This is a genomic window from Rothia mucilaginosa (assembly GCF_019334805.1).
In the GTDB taxonomy this organism is placed as follows: domain Bacteria; phylum Actinomycetota; class Actinomycetes; order Actinomycetales; family Micrococcaceae; genus Rothia; species Rothia mucilaginosa_C.
The window spans coordinates 999,056-1,016,787 of record NZ_CP079822.1 but is presented as its reverse complement, the minus strand read 5'-3'; the positions used below and the strand labels follow the sequence as shown (position 1 = coordinate 1,016,787).

Here is a 17,732-nt window from a genome sequence, read left to right as displayed (position 1 = left end):
AGTTCCGTTCATGGAACGCTACCTGAATCTTTGGGCTGAGTCCCTGCCTCAGCTGCTGGGCTCGACCCTGGCAGTGACTATCCCGCTGTCGCTGATTTCGTTCGCGGTGGCGCTGCTGGTCGGCATTGTGTCTGCTGGCGCGCGTACGAGCCGTTTTGCGCCGGTGAACTGGCTGGCGTGGGTGTACATTTGGGTTTTCCGTGGCACCCCGCTGCTGGTTCAGCTGTTCATCGTCTTCTACGGCCTGCCAAAGGTCGGTATCGCACTGGACGTATGGAGTGCCGCGATCATCACGATGAGCCTGCACACCGGCGCGTACGTGGCGGAAACCTTCCGCTCCGCGGTGGCGGCTATTCCCCGTGGCCAGTTTGAGGCGGCGGCAACCCTGAACTTCACCCGCATGCAGACCCTGCGCCACGTGGTGATTCCGCAGGCGGTGCGCATCGCGCTGCCGAACCTGGGCAACAACTTTATTGACCTGATTAAGGGCACTTCGCTGGTGTCGGTTATTTCGATGGTTGACCTGTTCCAGACCGGTAAGCAGATCGCGTCGCGTACCTTCGAGCCGCTGGCAATGTACTCCGAAGTCGCCATTATTTACCTGGTGATTTTCACTCTGCTGACCGCCGCGCAGTCGGCGCTGGAGAAGTACAGCAACCGTTACGTGAGGAGCAACAATGCTTAGCGTTGATTCCCTGTCGAAGAGCTTCGGCGAGACGCAGGTGCTCAAGAACATCAGCCTGGACATCCCCGACGGTGAGACCACGGTGATTCTGGGCCCCTCCGGTAGCGGCAAGTCGACCCTGCTGCGCTGCCTGAACCTGCTGGAAACCCCGCAGTCCGGCACGCTCACCATTGATGACGCGCAGGTGGATTACAGTCAGAAGCTCACCGACGCGCAGGTGCGTGATATTCGCTCCCGCTCGGCGATGGTGTTCCAGCAGTTCAACCTGTTCCCGAACTACACGGCGCTGAAGAACGTGGCGCTCGCCCCGACCCTCAACGGCACCCTGGACGCCAAGCAGGCTGAGGAGCGCGCCCGCGAGCTGCTCGCCAAGGTGGGTCTAGCCGATAAGACCGGCTCCTACCCGGAGTCGCTCTCGGGCGGTCAGCAGCAGCGCGTGGCGATTGCCCGCGCCCTGGCGCTGGAACCCTCCTACCTGCTCTTTGATGAGCCGACGAGTGCGCTGGATCCCGAGCTGGAGGCGGAGGTTATTCGCGTGCTCATGCAGCTGGCGAAGGAGGGGCGCTCCCTGGTCATCGTGACGCACAATATGGCGTTCGCGAAGAAGGTTGCGGACCGTATCGTGTTCCTGGAGAACGGTACCCTGCGCTATAACGGCGAGCCGAATGGCTTCTTCGCCTCGGACGATGAGCGTATCCGCAAGTTCCTGACCGTGTACGACAGCACCGAGTACACGATTTAGCCGTACTGTACATAGTAAATATGGGCTGGTTTCTGCCCGTCAGATAAGCATCTGACTAGCGGAAACCAGCCCATATTCTATATTTAGCATATATTGGCTCTTACTCTGAAAGCCCCTTAGAGCGGCGGTACTCCTCCAGCTGCTCAGCGTTAATAACCTCAAGCTGCTCAGTGAGCGGCTCACCGGGCGACCAGCCCTCATTAGCGACGGTGCGGTCCTCCTGCTTACCAAAATTGAAGAGGCGCGGGCGAGGCACACGAAGCTCAGCCGGAGTGGTCGGCAGCTGCCAATTCTTCATATGGGAGAGCACACCCAGCACCAAACACAGCAGAATGGACAGACCCATCGCCAGGTTCGGGCGGTGGAATAGGCCGGTCACGAGGGCGGTCTCAGCGGCACCCACAAACGCCACAGTAGCGTACAGGGAGTTACCACCAAAGATTGCCGGAATACGGTTGACCATGATGTCACGGATAACGCCGCCACCGACCGCGGTGGTCACACCCAGTGCGATAGCGGGCAGCCAGTGCAGACCCAGGTTCAGGGACTTGATGGTGCCGGTTGCCGCCCACGCGCCCATACCGATGAAGTCAATGATGAGCATGGTTCGGGTCGCCCACCGGGCACTCAAATCGATGCTGTACGCCAGAATCGAGGAGCCGATAGCACCCACCCAGTAGCCGCCGTCGGTGAGCGCCACGGGCAGGCCCGAGTTTAGTAGCACGTCACGAATCATGCCGCCGCCCATACCGCAGGCGACCGCGAGTAGCAGGAAGCCCACGATATCGAATCGGAAGGCGCGCGCCACAGCACCGCCGAGCAGGCCGTTAGCGACAACGGCGGCAATGTCGACGATGCGGAATACCTGATCGGGGTCAAAGAACTCGTGCATGGGCGTTCTCCTGCGTACGTGATGCGTGTGCTGCGGGTGCCGGTAGGGGGAGGCGCGCGCAACGGGGGGGTCGGGTGACGACGTTATCACCGCATCCGGCTCTGTCTGCCTGTGCGCGTACCTGAATTGGCACCGATTTATTGTAGACCCGCCGCCGCTCCTGCTCCTAGTTGAAAAGTGCTCATGACGAGCTCTGAGATGGAATCAAGAAGCTTGTGGGCGCGCTAAAAGGTGGGCGTAGAATGAGTGAATCTCCCACCCCCAATGCTGTCAGGATTGTTTTTGCGCTTGGCGCCACATGGTGTGCCATTGCTGGCACGGCGCTGTCGGCGCTCATGGTGTGGTTGCCATCGCGTAGCCGGAACGCTCGCTAAGCTGGGACTAGACGAAATCTGCGTAAGGTGAAAGGAGCCGCTGTGGCGGTATCTCGCGGCGAAGTTTTCGGGGTCCTGCAGGGGATTGTACCCCGTCTGGAGGAGGCGCTTCCCGGCTGGTCGGTGCGCCCCAACATCACGGGTACCGGCGCGGTGGGGCTCTACCTGGACGGCCCCGCAATCTACCGGGACGGCGAGCCTCTGGCCGGCGTGAACGTCAAGGGTGAGCCGGTCATTCGGCACCTGTGCGGTACGATTCAGACCGCCGACCGCGGCCTGCCGCAGGAGCTCGGGCAGGTGCGCTACCAGTACATCCTGGGCGTGAGCGTGGCGGAGCACGAGAGCGAGTATCCCGAACTGGCCGACCTGGCGAGCGTGGGGGAGCCGAGCTGGGTTCCTGCGCTGAGGGCCCTGGAGGCGCTGGTGGAGTCCGATGGCCGCGAGGCGTTGTTCATCAGCCGCGGCGGGTACGTGCCGGGTCGCCGCGTCCTGGGTAAGCGCCGCGTGGCGCTACGCCGCGAGTTCTTCCCCGGTAAGCCCTGGCTGGGTTTGGGCACGATTGATTGGTGCGCGGGCGTGCGCTCGACCCCGGTGTACGCCGAGGATTTGGCGGCTCTGGTGGCCGCGGCGACGCGCCTGGCGAACGGCTGGGACGCCGCCCTGCGAGCGGACTCGTCGACCAGCTGAAACAAAAGCAGCTAAAACAAAGCGGCACATCCGACCCGTGATGGGGTGGATGCGCCGCTTCTGTGTGTGCTCTAACGCTGAGTGGGTTTAGCCCAGTGCCTCAGCCAGTTTGAACGAGTTGAGCCGTATCAAGCCGCATGCGATATTGCCTTATCGATAGCATGCAAGAGTGATGCATCCTGCGGCCTCTACGGGGGCGTAACCGTAGCGTTTGTAGAGCGCAATGGCGTGTTCACTAGCAGCGTCGGTAGTAATGAGTCGCTGTCGAATGTCTTCTCGGTCAAAGTCATCAATGGCACGCTTTAGAAGCGCAGAACCAATGCCCTGACGCTGGGCGTGCGGATGTACCAGAAGGTCCTGAATGTAGGCGATAGATTGACCGTCTCCGACGGCGCGTACTAGCCCGATGAGCCGTCCCGTTCCTTCAGGCGTTGTCTCTCGTGCGGTGTAGAGATAGCGTGAGCCTTCCAGCATCGGGATGAGGCGTTCGGGCGTTTTGGTATAGGCGCTCCACCCGACAGAGTCGTAGAGCTCGGTAAGTTCTTCCACGCTGGGAAGGGGGCTGGTGGAGTCCAAAATACAGTACCGCATACAGGCATTGTATAGCGCCAAATCGGGGGAGCTAGGAAGCTGCCGCCCAACACGTTGCAGGGCTTGATGTGCACATAAAAGCGGCGCATCCGACCCCGTGATGGGGTGGATGCGCCGCTTTTGTGTAAGCTCTAACGCTTAGTGGGTTTAGCCCAGTGCCTCAGCCAGCTGAATGCCCTGTGCCACGCCACCGAGGGTTGCAGCAATACGGATCAGGTCGTTGACCTGCTCCTTGGTTGCGCCCTCTTCACGCACGGTGTGCTCGTGAGCCTCAACGCAGTGGGAGCAGCCGTTGACTGCGGACACTGCCAGCGCGAACATTTCGAAGTCCATCTTCTCAATGCCGCCGTTCTTACCGATAATCTGCATGCGCAGGTTTGCACGCTGGTCATCGTATGCACCGTGCAGGAAGCCACGGGTGCGGTAGAAGATGTTGTTCATGCCCATGATGGTCGCAGCACCCAGAGCAGCCTCGTAAGCGGTGTCGCTCAGGTGCTCCTTAGCCTCTGCAGCAATCTCAACAACAACAGAGTCAACCTTGGTTGCTGCTGCGGTTGCGAGGATTGCGCCCCAGAGCTGCTGCTCGGTCAGGGAGGTGATGCGGGGCAGGGAGGACAGGTTGAGGTTCATGTCCTTCGCGTAGGAAGGCAGAGCCGAACGCAGGTTATCGATGCTCATGGATTACTTCATCTCCTTGAATGCGTCGATGGTCGCTGCACCCTTCTGCCAGTTGCATGCGCACAGCTCGTCGGACTGCAGTGCGTCCAGCTGGCGGAGCACCTCGTCGGTGTTACGGCCGACGGAATCAGCGGTAATGGAGACCGACTGGATGGTGTTGTGGGGGTCGATGATGAAGGTTGCACGGTCTGCAACGCCGTCCTTGTTCAGGACGCCCAGTGCGCTGACCAGCTCACGCTTGAGGTCGGATGCCATGACGATGGGCAGGTCCAGGAGCTCTTCGTGGGAGCGGCGCCATGCGTAGTGGGTGTACTCGTTGTCAACGGAAACACCGATTACCTGGGTGTCGCGCGCCTCGAACTCGTCAGCGAGCTTGCCGAATGCTGCAATCTCGGTGGGGCAAACGAAGGTGAAGTCCTTCGGCCAGAAGAAGACGACGCGCCAGGTGCCTTCGTCCAGACCCTCGGAGGAGACGGTGGTGAAGTAGTCTTCGGGCTTGGTTGCTTCGATGTCAGCCAGCTTACCGGGGACAACGCCGGTGAGCTCGTATGCGGGGAACTGGTCGCCGATGGTCAGAACTGCCATGGTGTTCTTCTTTCTATTTCGTGCCGCGCTGATTCGTTGCGCGGCGCTTGTTCTAAGTGGTGCCCAATGGGCGGGCTCGATGACTATTTTATTATGAATAATTCATAATAATCAAGTGATGACGGGTGAAAATGCGAGTATTAAGTCGTGATTTGCGTCACTGAATATTCTGGGATGTTCACAAAAGCTTTTCCGACGCACAAACCCGAGGGTTTAAGCTCGAACCATGACCCCCGAACACAGCGACTTTTCTGAGCACAGCGAACACGTAGAGCCCAACCAGCCCGAACTCATTACCGAACGCCTCACCCTGCGCCACCTGCGCGAGGCGGATATCCCCGACATCGTGGAATCCTGCCGCGACGAAGAAACCCTCCGCTACACCCGCATTCCCTTGAACTACACGCGCGCTGACGCCGAGGACTACCTGCTCACCACCATCCGACAGATTGCCGCCGGGCAGATTCAGCGTTGGGCGATTGACGCCTCCGGCGTGTTTGCCGGAACCATTGAATTGCGCTTGGCTGACGGTACCCCCGAAAGCCCCGGAACTCGCGCCGAACTGGGCTATTACGCAGCTCCGAAGGCGCGCGGAAAGGGCTATATGACCGAGGCGCTGCGAGCCGTCCTCGGCTACGCTTTCGACCCGCTTGGCTTGGGTCTTGAGAGTGTGCGCTGGACCGCCCTGGCGGGTAACGAGCCCTCGGAACGGGTGGCGGTTAAGGCGGGTTTCACCGGCATCTACGACGATATTGACCCGAGCTCCGGCCGCCCCGACGAGAACGGCCACCCGGTGCAGCATCGGGTGCGCCGCGCCGATATGACCCGCGCCCAGTTCGCGGCGCTCTGGTCTGACTAGCTCTGGGCTAGCTAAACCGCGCTACTTTAGTCCGCGCTACCTGATGCCGAAGCCGCGGAACGAGCCGGACGGCTCCTCCCACTCGACGAGCACCTCATCCACGCGGCCCGCGGTGTCGCCGCCGCGCAGAATATCTACCAGGCGAGCGCAGGAGACGGCGGTACCTTCCGCAACGACTTTCACGCGCCCGTCGTCGAGGTTTTCGGCGTAGCCGGTCAGCCCCATGGGCTTGGCGGTTCCGGCGCACCACCAGCGGAAGCCCACGCCCTGCACTTTGCCGCTGACGAAAGCGACGAGGCGGATTTCGGCGGGTTCTGCCGGGGTGCGGTCGGTGAAGAAATCAAAGAAACCCATGGGTCCTCCCGTGGTCGTCTCGTTGAGGGTGGTTTGATGGGGGTGAGCGCCGGTTGCGGCGCCCGGATTAGCTTTATAGCTTCAGTCTAGTGGGTTCAGAGTGCTTCGGGGTGGCATCAGGGCGCCTGTTGCCTGGTTGCCTCGCGCACGCGTCGTGAACAGCTGAATTAGGGTAGAGCAACCGGAGCCGTGCCCACAAGGGGAGTAAGATGGGGTGATATTTATTAGCGGCAACGCTGAACACGCAGACTGTACCCGCAACGCTCATCCACTGGAGGATCATGAGTTCCCGCCCCAAGAAAGCGCCTCTCGTCGGTAACCCGGCGAAGGCACCGTACAAGCCCTGGCCTGCTCTCTGGTCCCTGGTTGTTGGCTTCTTCATGATTCTGGTGGACGGCAATATTGTCACCATCGCCCTGCCACACATGCTGCAGGATTTGGATGCGTCGCTGTCGGCGGGCATGTGGGTGACGAGCGCCTACCTGCTGGCGTATGCGGTGCCGCTGCTCATTACCGGCCGTATGGGTGACCGCTTCGGTCAGAAGAACCTATACATGATCGGTATGGCTATTTTTACGCTTGCTTCCTTGTGGTGTGGTCTGGCACCGAACGTTGAATCGCTGATTACTGCCCGCGTGGTGCAGGGCCTGGGTGCGTCGCTGATGACCCCGCAGACCATGTCTCTGATTACGCTGATGTTCCCGCCGAATGCGCGCGGTGTTGCGATGAGTATTTGGGGTGCGACGGCGGGTGTCGCCTCGCTGGTTGGCCCGATTCTGGGCGGCGTGCTCGTGGATGCCCTGAATTGGAGCTGGATTTTCTTCGTGAACATTCCGGTGGGTTTGGTCGGTCTGTTCTTGGCGTGGCGTAACGTGCCGGTGTTTGAGCAGAAGAAGCACAGCTTCGACTGGCTGGGCGTGGTCCTGTCGGCGGTCGGCCTGTTCCTGCTGGTCTTCGGCATTCAGGAAGGCTCCACCTACGACTGGGGCACCATCACTGACTCGTTCATGGGCACCGGTGTTCCGGTGAGCGTGTGGGGCCTGATTATTGCCGGCATTCTGGTGCTGGGCCTGTTCATCGGGTGGCAAGCGATTAACCCGCGTGAGCCGCTGGTTCCGCTGAGCCTTTTCAGTGACCGTAACTTCTCCGTGTCGAATGTGGCTATTTCCGCTATGGGTGTGGTTGCTATCAGTATGGCGTTCCCGCTGACCCTGTACCTGCAGCAGGTGGAGGGCCTGGACCCGACCCAGGCTGCGCTGATGACCGCCCCAATGGCGTTGTTCTCGGGCGCGTTGGCGCCGGTGGTGGGTGCGCGTCTGAACCGTAACGACCCGAAGTGGATTGCGGTAATTGGCTTTACGCTGCTGGTTGTTGGTTTTGCCCTGCTCCGCCCGACGATGGTTGCGGAAGGCAACCTGTGGCTGATGGTTGGCCCGATGATTATTCTGGGCGCGGCGAACGCCTGCATTTGGGGTCCGCTGTCGGTGTCTGCGACCCGTAACCTGCCGCCGCAGCGTGCCGGTGCCGGTTCGGGCGTGTATAACGAGACTCGTCAGATGGCGTCGGTGCTCGGTTCGGCTGCGATTACGACGATTATGGCTTCTGCGATTACCTCGCACCTGTCCGCATTGGGCCCGGCTGCCGCAGCGGGCGGTAGCTCTCACGGCGGTGCTGCTGGAGGCGTGCTTCCGCAGGTCCTGCGTGAACCCTACGCGGCGGCAATGGCTGATTCCATGATGCTACCCCTGGTTGCCGCGGCGGTGGGCGCGGTCGTGTGCCTGTTCTACGCCTCCAAGAAGACCTCCGAGGCAAAAGCCGCCGCACAGAACGCTGAGGCAGAGCCTGAGTCAGAAAACACTAAATAGAAGGCTTATCAGAGCGCTTTTACGGCATAAGCGGTGCATAACCTGAGATATGGTGCTATACCGGAGAAAATCTATATGCACTCTGTGTATGATGAAGCGGGTTATTGTTGCCCTGAGGTGTTGAAACCTCGTGAGAGCGCAATAACCCGCTGTAGAAGGACATCTTCGTGGAGATGGATTACATGCCCGGTCTGCTCGCTAGCGAGGATGAGCTGGACCGTATCACCGAATCCTTCGCCCAGCTTCCCCTCCGCAACCCGAACGGCACCACCGGCATCAACATCCACCTGGAGAAAGAGAGATGGCTAAAATCCCCACCTTGAGTTTGGTATTTTTGCCATTGTCTTCCTTGATTTGTTCAAGATCTTGAGCCAAAATCCTCACTTCCTCTTTCTAAAATCTAGTTTTTAAAAAAATAGGCTATCTACCAGAAGTAGATAGCCTATTTTTTATGAGATGCTTGGGTGCTTACGCTTTCAATTTGTCAAACTTTGCTTTGACATTCGCCTTGAATTCTTCAAGCTTAGCCTTGCGTTCGGCTTTACGTTCAGCCTTCATCTGTGCACGCGCCTGGTTGTAGAGGTCTTCTTGGACTTGCAGAGCTGCTTCGATTTCGGCTACGACGGTTGCTACATCCCAACGCACGATTTGGGTGTCGTACTTGGTGAAGTAAGCATCGATGACTGCTTCGTTGTCTTCTTGCACCAAGGCAACAACGGCTGTTTCACCGTTAGTCAATTTTTGAGAAACAACGTCAATCAGGCCAGCTTCTGCCGTATCAACGGTAGCACCAGCAACCAAACCATTGAGGCTACCAATACCATAACCAAACAAGACGCCGATAGGACCACCCAAAAGCCCGATAACTGCACCGAGCAAGCCACCTTTTAGGGTTGCATTCGTCGTTGAATCTTCAAAATCATAGCGTTCTTTTTCAACGATATGACCGTTTTCATTTTTGACCAGGGCGATTTGAGCAACCTTGGTCGTCTGAGTTTGGCGGAAAGCCTTCAAATCTGCAAAGGACTGATAAGCTTCGCTTTCGGTGTTAAAGACTGAAATTACTAGGTTTTCCATAGTTGGTACCTCGTTCCTAAAGACTATATATACATTGTAATACAGTTCTCTTTTTTTGGGAACTACTTTTTGCGACAATTTACCTCGGCGGCAGCCGATAGGCTGAGCCCGAAAGCAAAGGGGCCCGGCATCCAATATGGATGCCGGGCCCCTGGTGTTTTAAATTCGCTGTCTTAGCGGCTCATGCCCCTTAGCGGGTAATGGTCGCCGAAGCAGTCAGACCAGAAATGTCCTGGTAAGCTACGCCTCGGCGGGCTCGTCCGGGGTTTTGTCGGCGAAGAGATCGAAGAATCCCACGGGAACCTCTTGCAGTTGCTCTAAAAATACATGGTACTTTAGGATACTGAGCGATGCGGCACCAACCTTGCGTGAGAGAAAAACACGCCCCAAACCCGTGAAGAGGCTCGGGACGCGTCCGCACTCAGCCGGGGCGGGTGCATCCGGCAAACCCTAGCGCAGCTTATTGCTGTTAGGCGCCGATGCGAGAGCCTGAGCTATCGGGGTGGGCCCGCCAATAAACGGGAGCGCCTTCCCAACCGTGGACGGGTCCTCAAGAACCGCCGCCAGCACCTGGGCAACGGTGGCCCGCGGAGTATTAGATTCGGCGCCGGGCGTGTGGGCGGGCTCAATCCCCAGAGTAATGCCGCCTGCCTCCTCAAGGGTGAGCGTCCCCGGCCCCAGAATCGTGTAATCCAGCCCCGAGCCGCGCAGGTGCTCATCGGCGATCGTCTTCGACTCGGCGTAGGCGTAAAAACTGTCATCAGGGTCGATGCCGTGCCCGGAACCCGCGCCCAGGTACGATACCATCACGTACCGTTTAATACCGGCCAGCCGCGCCGCATCCATCGACCGGATCGCAGCGTCACGGTCAATCGCATAGGTGCGTTCGGGGCCACCTACACCGCCCGCACCCGCGGACCACACCAGCACTTCTGTATGTAAATCCTTGAAGAGCTTCGCCATCTCCTCGGTGCTCAACGCGGTAATGTCAGCGACCACAGGGTTCGCCCCGCGCGTGACAATATCCTCTGACTGCTCCGGCCTGCGAATAAGCGCATTGACCGCATGCCCGCGCTCCACCAGCAGCGGCTCGGCCAGAAGAGCAACCTTGCCGTGCCCGCCAATGATCGTAACGTTAGCCATCGTATCCTCCTGTATGTTGAAAAATACTTGTATATCCAGAATAGGCTTGCTGTGCCGCAACGTCTATGGTTTTTCTTATGCTTCCCGAGAACGACAGATACCCGCATTCCCTGTGCTGATGCGCTCAAACAGCACCGCATGATGAGAATTCTCGTGCGGGGCTCAAGACGGCGTTATGATGAAGTGCTAGGTTTTTATTGCCCGGCGGCACCGATGACGTGAACGACAAGCCGAACTACCTGAGCGTCATGAACTATTGCTACCAGCTGAGGGTCTGGTTCCCGCGAAGGACTAGCCTCTAGCAGCTACCGGCGGTGCCCGATAGTCCAAGCCTTAAACACGGCGAGGGGCCCGGCATCCAGTATGGATGCCGGGCCCCTCTCTGCTTGCTGTGGCGTTAGCGGCTGATGGTTGCCGAAGCGCGCAAACCAGCCAGGTCCTGGAAGGTGTACTCGCCACCCTCGGTCAGCTGCATTGCGACGTTACCGCTGGTGATCTGAGCGGTGGTGGTCAGGGTGTAGCTGGAGGTCACCTCGGTGAAGTACACCGGAACCAGCGAAGCCAGCACCTGTGCGTAGCTCACGCCGTCCTTCGCGGTGGCTTCCAGGTAGTCGGAGGTGCGGATGTCCAGTACGCCGGTCCAGACGTTGTCCTCGATGGTCGGCTCGTAGAACTTCGCAGTGTATGCGATGCCGTTGAACGCCGCCACGGCGGGGTTGTTGGTCTTTGCGCCGCCCGCACTCTTGGCGAGTGCCGGGATCTCAACGTCGTTCTCGGTGTCCCACAGCAGCGGGTCGGTGACGTCCGCGGCGGTGGGGAAAGTGAACTCGAAGGTCACCTGCAGGTGCGCCTGAGGGTACAGCCAGGAGCTACCCTGGAACTCGCCCTTGGAGTTGATGGGCGCGGAAATCCACAGGCCCGCGCCACCGTACAGGCCGGCGCCGACGCTACCTCCGGGGGTGAAGGTGCCGCCGCCGCGGCTCTGCGGGGTGGTGGAGGTTGCGGTGATGTTGGGAACCTGCACGGTGTAGGAGTCCAGACCGTAGCGGGTATCAAAGTCGTTGGAGGGGTTCGAGTTGAACGCCTGGGTGAAGACACCGAACTTCAGGGTCGGGGTTTCCTGCGCGTCGGTGGATGCCGCGTAGGCGGGTACCGCTGCGGCGGTTGCGATAACGGGGGCGCTCCAGACGGCACCCTTGACGAGGGAGCGGCGGTTCAGGTTGCGCGCGGTATTAGGGGAAGAAGTCATGGGATCTCTCTTGTCATTAAGAATGTGGTGATGCGTGTGATTTGAATTACTGATACTCTAATGTAATTCAGCTCATCTTCAAAATTATCTCAACTATTACCTCAATGTATGAACATTACGGCACCCAGCTCACCTAGCGCGTGAAACGGGAGCATCATGGAAACCGTGGAGAACGTCCTCCCGGCAAGCTCCACCGAAACACCACCGGTCACCACACACTAAGGAACACAACATGGCATTTCTGAAGAGCGCACGCGTCACGCTTGCCTCCCTCGCAGTGCTCTGCCTGGGCACCATCGCAGCCCCCGCGGCAAACGCCTACAGCCCCGACATCGACGGCGATGGCATCCCCAACACCTGGGAACTGAAGGGCTACGACGCCGACGGCGACGGCAAGATCGACGTCGACTTCCCCGCACTGGGCGCCGACCCCAACCACAAGGACATCTTCGTCGAGATGGACTACATGGCGGGCCTGCTGCCCAGCGAAGACGAACTGGACCGCATCACCAAGATCTACGCCGACCTGCCCCTGCGCAACCCCGACGGCACCACCGGTGTGAACATTCACCTGGACGCAGGTAGCGCTCGCAGCGCCAAGTACAACCTCGGCGGCGGCAACGAAATCAGCTACCAGGCACTGGACAGCGAATTCAAGGCGCTCCACCGCATCAAGGCAACCGAAGGTAAGTTCAACCCCGCCCGCGAAGGCACCTTCCACTACATGATCTGGGGCGACTACTACGACAACAGCTACTCCTCCGGTATCGCTAACTTCGGCGGTCGTAACTTTATGGTCACCGTCGGCCCGCACTTCTGGGGCACGGCAAGCAGCGACATCCGCGTGGCAGTGTTCGTGCACGAGCTCGGCCACAACCTCGCACTGAGCCACGGCGGCTGGGACGAAATCAACTACAAGCCCAACTACTACAGCGTCATGAACTACCAGTACACCCTCACCGGCGTGCCCATGGCTGACGGTAGCCGCTACTTCGGCTACTCCACCGCCGAATACCGCATGCTCAACGAGGCGAAGCTGTACGAGGCGCGCGGCTTCGGTCCCCGCGCGGCTGGCTTCCTGTACAAGGGCAAGCCCGCCAACCAGCCGATTGACTTCAACGGCAACGGCAAGATCGACACCGAGCCGGTGTCCGTGGACCTCAACGGTGACGGCATGATCACGAACCTGGGCGCGGCAAACGATGTGAAGATGATCCGCTTCCAGGCGACCGAGCACCCCGAGAAGAACAAGGGCCCCGAGCACATTGAACCGAGCGGCATTACCGCCGAACACGCTCGTTCGCTGGGCCTGATTAAGTAGGCTGACTGGACGGCACACCGCCGATAAATACCCTTGTCTGCTCAATGAAACAGTAAGGTGCGGATACCGAATCATCATTCGGTATCCGCACCTTTACTCTATGCAGCTTTCAGCTCAGCACAGTGCTCAGCTCAGCAACAGAGCCTAGACAGCCTCGACCACGCGGCCGGTATCCACCAGCACCTGCGCGATGTGGCTCAGAGCCTCCTCATTCTGCAGCGAAGAAACATCGCCCAAAGAACGGCCCTGGTACAGCTCACCGAGCAGACGGCGAGTAATCTTACCCGAACGAGTCTTCGGGATATCGGCAACCGCCACAACATCCTTCGGCTTAGCAATCGGGCCAATGTGCTCACGCACGTGCGCGGTCAGCGCCGCCTTCAGCTCATCCTCAGTCAGGTCCTTGCCCTCATCGGTGAGCGTCACGTAGGCGACCGCCTGGTGACCGGTCAGGTCATCCTCCACGGGGCAGACACCAGCCTCAACCACAGCCGGGTGAGTCACCAGAGCCGACTCAATCTCAATCGTGGACAGGCGGTGACCCGAAATGTTAATCACGTCATCAATACGGCCGAGGATGTACACGTTACCCTCTTCGTCTTCCTTCGCGCCGTCGCCAGCGAGGAACCAACCGCGCTCGCCGTAGTGACGCCAATAGGAATCCAGGTAACGCTGCGGGTTCTGCCACACGGTACGAGCCATCGACGGGCCAATCTTGTCGACCACGATGAAGCCCTGCTTACCGGGTTCGACCGGGTCGCCGTGCTCGTCCACCACGCGGGTGGACACGCCGGGAACGGCGCGGGTAGCGCAACCGGGCAGGGGAGTGCAGTGCGGGGTGCCCTCCGGGTAGGTGCCCTCGGGCGCGAATGCGGGGTCGTGCGGGCGCGGGGAGCACACGGTCGAACCGGTTTCAGACTGCCACCAGGTGTCGATGAACGCCGCGGTGCCGCCGCCCACGTGCTGACGCAGCCAACGCCACGCCTCCGGGTTGATGGATTCGCCCACCGAACCGAGCAGACGCACGGTCGAGAAGTCGTACTTGCCGGGCTCCGGGCCGTTCGGGAACGCACCCATGAGCGAACGAATCAGGGTCGGCGCGGTGTAGTAGTTGGTCACGCCGTAGCGTTCGATGACCTCAAAGTGGCGGCCGTAGTGCGGGGTGTTCGGGGTACCCTCGTAAATCACCTCGGAGACACCGTTAACCAGCGGACCGTAAATTTCGTAGGTGTGAGCGGTCACCCAGGCGAGGTCGGCGGTGCACCAGTGAACGGTGGACTCCACCTTCTGCGGGTCGTTGACCGCGGACAGCTCGTCGGGGCGCAGCACGCCGTTCTCGTCCACGTAATCCGGCAGCAGATTGTACAGCAGCGCGTGAGTGTACGCGGTCTGCACCAGGTAACCTGCCATGGTGTGCACCAGGCCCTTGGGCTTACCGGTCGTGCCGGAGGTGTAAATAATGAACAGCGGATCCTCGGCGTCGTGCAGTTCGTAGGCGTGGGTGTCCGGCTGATCGTCGACCAGGTTGTGGTACCAGACGTCGCGGCCCTCAGTCCACGGCACAGCCGCGTGCGCAACCGGGTCGGAGGCGCTGGTGCGGTCCACCACGATCACGTGCTCAATGTTGTTCTCACCGGAGCATGCCTCATCGGCGTTCACCTTCACGGGAACAACCTTGCCGCGGCGGTTCTGGCCGTCGGTGGTGATGAGGACCTTCGCGCCGGTGTCTTCCACACGGAACTTCAGCGCCTCAGCGGAGAAGCCACCGAAGACGAGGGAGTGAATTGCGCCAATACGCGCGCAGGCGAGGGTGAAAATAATGGTTTCGGGGATGACGGGCAGGTAGATGACCACGCGGTCACCCTTGCGCACGCCCAGGGACAGCAGACCGTTCGCTGCCTTCGCGATGCGGCGCTGCAGCTCGGCGTAGGTGATAGCCTCACGGTCGCCGGGTTCACCCTCAAAGTAGAGAGCGACCTTATCGCCGCGGCCCGCCTCCACATGGCGGTCTACGCAGTTGTAGGCGACGTTGAGTTTACCGCCCTCGAACCACTTAATTTCGGGGATGCTGAACTGTTCGATGCCGTCCTCATCGAAGCCGAGGGACTTCGGCTTCTCGAAGCGGTGCGCGGTGTGCCAGGGCTCAGCCCAGGTGAGGCGCTGCGCCTGCTTCTCCCAGAACGCGACGCGTGCCTCGTCAGATTCGTGGGCGGGGTTCGGGGTGGGGTTCAGCGGGTCGGTGAACGAGTAGGGGGTGGGCAGTCCCATTATTCTCCCATCGGTTGCTGGCATTAGCACCCTTGCTCGCCGTGCCGCTGTCTGTGTGACCGTGGGGTCTGTGTGTGCGTTGGCGAGGGGGTTGCTGCGACGTCATTGAGCCAGGTCTCTCGGTCGCTCTGGATGGTTTGCCTTCTTAGTAAAGCGCGCTCCGGGCTCGGACGCAAAGGGGACCGTCATATTCGGCATGCTGCGTATCGGTTCGTAATATTCCGACATATTTAAAGACCCCGCCCCGCGCTCACTGCTGTGGGGCGCGGGGCGGGATTCATCATCATCATTCAGTAGGCGACAGGTTTCCCCGCCGACTTCTTTCTCCGACGCGTAGTGATGATTAGCTCACCTTCCGGGAGCAACCACGCGGCGGACATCTCTCCTAAAACTCAGCGCGTGCTGAGCGTTGTGTCTAGTTGCTGGGGTACTTCGCTTTCACCCAGCGTTCGAATACGCCCACCAGCGCGTCGGTAATCTTACCGAGCACCGCCAGCGCCACAATAGCCAGCAGCAGGCGGTCGGTACGGCCGTTGTTCTGCGAGTCGGTCAGCAGGTAACCCAGACCCATGGACGCACCCAGTAGCTCAGCGGCGACCAGGAACAGCCACGCCTGAGCCAGCGCCAGACGCAGACCTGAAACCACCGACGGCAGAACCGCAGGAAGCTGAACCGTGGTGAACAGGCGCAGACCCTTCAGACCGAAGGCGCGTGCCGCCTCCACGAGCTTCGGGTCGACGTGCGCCAGAGCCGCAGAAACCGTGGTGTACACCGGGAAGAACGCACCAATAGCAACCAGGGTCACCTTGGAATTCTCACCAATACCGATCCACAGCAGAAGCAGCGGAACCCACGCCAGGGACGGCACCGCGCGCAGTGCACCAATGGTCGGCGCGGCAATCAGACGCACCGGCGCAGACAAACCAATCAGCGCACCCAGCACCAGGCCGAGCACGGCACCAATACCGAAACCAATCAGCACACGCTGAGTAGAAATCGCCACGTGGCGGCCCAACTCACCGCGCTGCGCCAGCTCAACACCGGCGCTGACCACACGGTCGGGGGAGGGTAGCTGAACCTGGGTGAACACGCCGTTCGTGCTCAGGATGTACCAGAGGGCAATCAGCGCCAGGGGAAGAATCAGGCCCAGGTACTGCTTACCGGCGAACGGGTTCGACGGCAGCTTTACGGAAGAGGCACGCTTCTCGGCACGCTCAGCGCGAGCGCCGGAGGCGGCGGTAACCGTTGGGGCGGTCATTACTTCTCAACCACCTTTGCGATCTTCTCGACGGCTGCGCTGTTAGCCTTCTTCGCGAACTGGTCGTCCACAATGCTGTTCAGTGCCTTGTCCACGTCGGACTGGGAGGGAACGTCACCGGACTCGACCAGAATCGGGCCGACACCCTTCAGAACCTCAACCTGCTTAGCGCCCGGAACCGGGTCAATATCCAGGTGGGTGCGCTCCATGACGACCTGGGCGGTCTCGTGCTTAATGCCGGACTCCTCCTCGACGATCTTCACTGCCTCTTCGGGGTTCTTCTTAGCCCAGGCGCGAGCGTACTCGTACACGTCCACGACGGTCTGTGCGGCGGTCGGGTTGGACTGAATGAACTTCTCGGTTGCGTTCAGGAAGCCGTAGGTGTTGAAGTTCAGGTTACGGTAGAAGAGCACGTCGCCGCTTTCCACCTCGGCGGCAGCCATGATCGGGTCCAGGCCGCTCCACGCGTTGACCTGACCGTTATCCAGGGCGGTGCGGCCATCAGCGTGCTGCAGGTTCTGAATGGTCAGATCCGACGCAGAAATACCCTCCTGCTTGAGCGCCTGCAGCAGCAGGAAGTACGGGTCGGTACCCTTGGTCACGGCAACGGTCTTACCCTTCAGGTCCGCAACCTTGGTGATGCCCGAATCCTTGCGGGTCACCAGAGCCGACCACTCCGGCTGCGAGTACAGGCTAATGACCTTGATGGGGGAGCCATTAGCGCGTGCCAGCAGCGCCGCCGAACCGGCGGTCGAGCCAACATCAATATTGCCGCTACGCAGCGCCTCATTCGCCTTGTTCGAACCAGCCGACTTGACCCACTCAACCTTCTTACCCTCCGCGGCGAGGGCGGTCTCAAGCCAACCCTTCTTGCGGATAATCAGGGACAGCGGGTTGTAGGTCGCGTAGTCAATGGTCACGGTGTTCTGATTGCCACCACCGGCAGCACCGGAGGCGTTAGCGGAACCGGAACCTTCACCGGCGCAGGCGCTGAGCAGAGTAGCAAAAGTGGCGGCTGCGGCAAGGGACTTGAGGGCGGTACGACGAGACGGGGAATAAGTCATGATGAAATCTTTTCGCTTCTGAAGATGATGATGTGATGTG

17 protein-coding genes, 1 pseudogene and 1 riboswitch are annotated in these 17,732 nt (G+C 60.1%); of the genes and pseudogenes, 7 read left to right on the top strand and 11 right to left on the bottom strand.

Annotated elements, in window-relative coordinates:
- Positions 1–10: 10 nt before the first annotated feature.
- Entirely contained in the window at positions 11–685 is a 675-nt protein-coding gene (locus tag LPB405_RS03950; RefSeq protein WP_012904266.1) for an amino acid ABC transporter permease, read from the top strand.
- Positions 678–1,427: an amino acid ABC transporter ATP-binding protein gene (locus LPB405_RS03945; protein ID WP_105361079.1), complete on the top strand. Its 750-nt coding sequence runs from the start codon at positions 678–680 to the stop codon at positions 1,425–1,427. The genes LPB405_RS03950 and LPB405_RS03945 overlap by 8 nt, the downstream gene beginning before the upstream one ends.
- A 100-nt stretch (positions 1,428–1,527) precedes the next feature.
- On the opposite strand, the gene LPB405_RS03940 is transcribed toward LPB405_RS03945, so the two are convergent.
- Positions 1,528–2,319, bottom strand: a complete 792-nt coding sequence (locus LPB405_RS03940; RefSeq protein WP_049340196.1) for a trimeric intracellular cation channel family protein — start codon at positions 2,317–2,319, stop codon at positions 1,528–1,530.
- Positions 2,320–2,735: 416 nt separating this feature from the next.
- On the opposite strand from LPB405_RS03940, the gene LPB405_RS03935 reads away from it, so the two are divergent.
- Positions 2,736–3,380: an L-alanine-DL-glutamate epimerase gene (locus tag LPB405_RS03935; protein ID WP_219101964.1), complete on the top strand. Its 645-nt coding sequence runs from the start codon at positions 2,736–2,738 to the stop codon at positions 3,378–3,380.
- A gap of 150 nt (positions 3,381–3,530) precedes the next feature.
- Here the strand turns inward: LPB405_RS03935 and LPB405_RS03930 are convergent, their stop codons facing one another.
- The 3 genes from LPB405_RS03930 to LPB405_RS03920 all read right to left on the bottom strand — a co-directional run bounded on the left by LPB405_RS03930 (position 3,531) and on the right by LPB405_RS03920 (position 5,234).
- Positions 3,531–3,956, bottom strand: coding sequence for a GNAT family N-acetyltransferase (locus LPB405_RS03930; protein WP_257604975.1), 426 nt, complete (start codon positions 3,954–3,956; stop codon positions 3,531–3,533).
- A 162-nt stretch (positions 3,957–4,118) separates the two neighbouring features.
- Positions 4,119–4,649 carry a carboxymuconolactone decarboxylase family protein gene (locus LPB405_RS03925; protein WP_049340203.1) on the bottom strand — a complete coding sequence of 177 codons (531 nt, stop codon included), beginning with the start codon at positions 4,647–4,649 and terminating at the stop codon, positions 4,119–4,121.
- 3 nt (positions 4,650–4,652) lie between these two features.
- Entirely contained in the window at positions 4,653–5,234 is a 582-nt protein-coding gene (locus LPB405_RS03920; protein ID WP_049347064.1) for a peroxiredoxin, read from the bottom strand.
- 226 nt (positions 5,235–5,460) lie between these two features.
- Between LPB405_RS03920 and LPB405_RS03915 the strand changes: the two genes are divergently transcribed.
- A complete protein-coding gene (locus tag LPB405_RS03915) occupies positions 5,461–6,093 on the top strand; it encodes a GNAT family N-acetyltransferase (RefSeq protein WP_219101962.1) in 633 nt (210 codons plus the stop codon).
- A 36-nt stretch (positions 6,094–6,129) separates the two neighbouring features.
- Here LPB405_RS03915 and LPB405_RS03910 read toward each other — a convergent pair whose 3' ends face one another.
- Positions 6,130–6,447: an acylphosphatase gene (locus LPB405_RS03910; protein WP_049334014.1), complete on the bottom strand. Its 318-nt coding sequence runs from the start codon at positions 6,445–6,447 to the stop codon at positions 6,130–6,132.
- Positions 6,448–6,728: 281 nt separating this feature from the next.
- Here LPB405_RS03910 and LPB405_RS03905 point away from each other — a divergent pair, with 281 nt between their 5' ends.
- A complete protein-coding gene (locus LPB405_RS03905; protein ID WP_219101961.1) occupies positions 6,729–8,312 on the top strand; it encodes a DHA2 family efflux MFS transporter permease subunit in 1,584 nt (527 codons plus the stop codon).
- Positions 8,313–8,467: 155 nt separating this feature from the next.
- Positions 8,468–8,605, top strand: a pseudogene (locus LPB405_RS03900) (C4-dicarboxylate ABC transporter substrate-binding protein); the annotation flags it as partial.
- 175 nt (positions 8,606–8,780) lie between these two features.
- Here the strand turns inward: LPB405_RS03900 and LPB405_RS03895 are convergent.
- The 3 genes from LPB405_RS03895 to LPB405_RS03885 all read right to left on the bottom strand — a co-directional run bounded on the left by LPB405_RS03895 (position 8,781) and on the right by LPB405_RS03885 (position 11,781).
- Entirely contained in the window at positions 8,781–9,389 is a 609-nt protein-coding gene (locus tag LPB405_RS03895; RefSeq protein WP_219101960.1) for a DUF1269 domain-containing protein, read from the bottom strand.
- 450 nt (positions 9,390–9,839) lie between these two features.
- Positions 9,840–10,532, bottom strand: a complete 693-nt coding sequence (locus LPB405_RS03890; protein WP_044151027.1) for an SDR family oxidoreductase — start codon at positions 10,530–10,532, stop codon at positions 9,840–9,842.
- 397 nt (positions 10,533–10,929) lie between these two features.
- A complete protein-coding gene (locus tag LPB405_RS03885) occupies positions 10,930–11,781 on the bottom strand; it encodes a transcriptional initiation protein Tat (RefSeq protein ID WP_219101959.1) in 852 nt (283 codons plus the stop codon).
- A 232-nt stretch (positions 11,782–12,013) separates the two neighbouring features.
- Here LPB405_RS03885 and LPB405_RS03880 point away from each other — a divergent pair, with 232 nt between their 5' ends.
- Positions 12,014–13,102 (top strand): C4-dicarboxylate ABC transporter substrate-binding protein, encoded by a 1,089-nt coding sequence (locus tag LPB405_RS03880; RefSeq protein ID WP_219101958.1) that lies wholly within the window; start codon positions 12,014–12,016, stop codon positions 13,100–13,102.
- A gap of 144 nt (positions 13,103–13,246) precedes the next feature.
- Here the strand turns inward: LPB405_RS03880 and LPB405_RS03875 are convergent, their stop codons facing one another.
- The 3 genes from LPB405_RS03875 to LPB405_RS03865 all read right to left on the bottom strand — a co-directional run bounded on the left by LPB405_RS03875 (position 13,247) and on the right by LPB405_RS03865 (position 17,692).
- Complete coding sequence (locus LPB405_RS03875) at positions 13,247–15,370, bottom strand: AMP-binding protein (protein WP_219101957.1); 2,124 nt, start codon at positions 15,368–15,370, stop codon at positions 13,247–13,249.
- 4 nt (positions 15,371–15,374) lie between these two features.
- A riboswitch (SAM riboswitch) is annotated at positions 15,375–15,509 on the bottom strand.
- 276 nt (positions 15,510–15,785) lie between these two features.
- Positions 15,786–16,628, bottom strand: coding sequence for an ABC transporter permease (locus tag LPB405_RS03870; RefSeq protein ID WP_219101956.1), 843 nt, complete (start codon positions 16,626–16,628; stop codon positions 15,786–15,788).
- A complete protein-coding gene (locus LPB405_RS03865; RefSeq protein WP_219101955.1) occupies positions 16,628–17,692 on the bottom strand; it encodes an aliphatic sulfonate ABC transporter substrate-binding protein in 1,065 nt (354 codons plus the stop codon). Before LPB405_RS03865 ends, LPB405_RS03870 begins: the two co-directional genes overlap by 1 nt.
- Positions 17,693–17,732 lie beyond the last annotated feature (40 nt).

Bases quoted from the DNA above. Each gene is read 5' to 3' on its own strand.
- LPB405_RS03950 (WP_012904266.1), top strand. From the start codon at position 11: ATGGAACGCTACCTGAATCTTTGGGCTGAGTCCCTGCCTCAGCTGCTG.
- LPB405_RS03945 (WP_105361079.1), top strand. From the start codon at position 678: ATGCTTAGCGTTGATTCCCTGTCGAAGAGCTTCGGCGAGACGCAGGTG.
- LPB405_RS03940 (WP_049340196.1), bottom strand. From the start codon at position 2,319: ATGCACGAGTTCTTTGACCCCGATCAGGTATTCCGCATCGTCGACATT.
- LPB405_RS03925 (WP_049340203.1), bottom strand. From the start codon at position 4,649: ATGAGCATCGATAACCTGCGTTCGGCTCTGCCTTCCTACGCGAAGGAC.
- LPB405_RS03920 (WP_049347064.1), bottom strand. From the start codon at position 5,234: ATGGCAGTTCTGACCATCGGCGACCAGTTCCCCGCATACGAGCTCACC.
- LPB405_RS03915 (WP_219101962.1), top strand. From the start codon at position 5,461: ATGACCCCCGAACACAGCGACTTTTCTGAGCACAGCGAACACGTAGAG.
- LPB405_RS03910 (WP_049334014.1), bottom strand. From the start codon at position 6,447: ATGGGTTTCTTTGATTTCTTCACCGACCGCACCCCGGCAGAACCCGCC.
- LPB405_RS03905 (WP_219101961.1), top strand. From the start codon at position 6,729: ATGAGTTCCCGCCCCAAGAAAGCGCCTCTCGTCGGTAACCCGGCGAAG.
- LPB405_RS03895 (WP_219101960.1), bottom strand. From the start codon at position 9,389: ATGGAAAACCTAGTAATTTCAGTCTTTAACACCGAAAGCGAAGCTTAT.
- LPB405_RS03890 (WP_044151027.1), bottom strand. From the start codon at position 10,532: ATGGCTAACGTTACGATCATTGGCGGGCACGGCAAGGTTGCTCTTCTG.
- LPB405_RS03885 (WP_219101959.1), bottom strand. From the start codon at position 11,781: ATGACTTCTTCCCCTAATACCGCGCGCAACCTGAACCGCCGCTCCCTC.
- LPB405_RS03880 (WP_219101958.1), top strand. From the start codon at position 12,014: ATGGCATTTCTGAAGAGCGCACGCGTCACGCTTGCCTCCCTCGCAGTG.
- LPB405_RS03875 (WP_219101957.1), bottom strand. From the start codon at position 15,370: ATGGGACTGCCCACCCCCTACTCGTTCACCGACCCGCTGAACCCCACC.
- LPB405_RS03870 (WP_219101956.1), bottom strand. From the start codon at position 16,628: ATGACCGCCCCAACGGTTACCGCCGCCTCCGGCGCTCGCGCTGAGCGT.
- LPB405_RS03865 (WP_219101955.1), bottom strand. From the start codon at position 17,692: ATGACTTATTCCCCGTCTCGTCGTACCGCCCTCAAGTCCCTTGCCGCA.